This is a genomic window from Cyanobium sp. NIVA-CYA 375, assembly GCF_056108345.1.
Genome location: NZ_JBSYHW010000435.1, coordinates 1 through 524, shown reverse-complemented (window position 1 = coordinate 524; position 524 = coordinate 1). Strand labels below are relative to the sequence as shown.

Genomic DNA, 524 nt, shown 5'->3' with positions numbered 1-524 from the left:
TGTGGCCGTAGCGGTTGTCGACCCGCGGGTTGGCGGCATCCACCGGCGGGCGCGCGCCACCGGCCGTGGTGCTGCCGTCGGGGTTGTTCGACGAAGGCGGGTTGGTGCCGCGGCGGTTGTTGTTGGTGAGCGTGAGGTAGACCTCGCGCGTCGTCGGGTGCACCGCCACCCACTCGGGGCGGTCCATCATCGTCGCACCCAGGCGGTCGGCCGCCTGGCGCGCCTTGATCAGCACCTCGGCCTGGTCGGCAAAGCCGTTGGCCGCGGTCAGGCCACCCTGGCCCCACACCAGCGGCAGCCACTGGCCGGTGCCGTCGGCGTTGAACTTCGCCACGTACAGCGTGCCGCTGTCCAGCAGGTTGCGGTTGGCGCCGCGGTTCTTCGGGTTGTAGGTGCCGGCGCAGACGAACTTGTACTGGTAGTCGTTGCGCTCGTCGTCACCCAGGTAGACCGCAACCTTGTTGTCGGCACCCACCGAGGTCCACGCGCCTTCGTGCTTGAAGCGGCCGAGCGCGGTGCGCTTG

At 69.8% G+C, this 524-nt stretch carries 1 protein-coding gene; it reads right to left on the bottom strand.

What is annotated here, in order from left to right:
• Positions 1 to 524: PhoX family protein (locus tag AC01FP_RS18995; RefSeq protein WP_474482524.1), on the bottom strand; the 524-nt coding region annotated here is incomplete at both ends.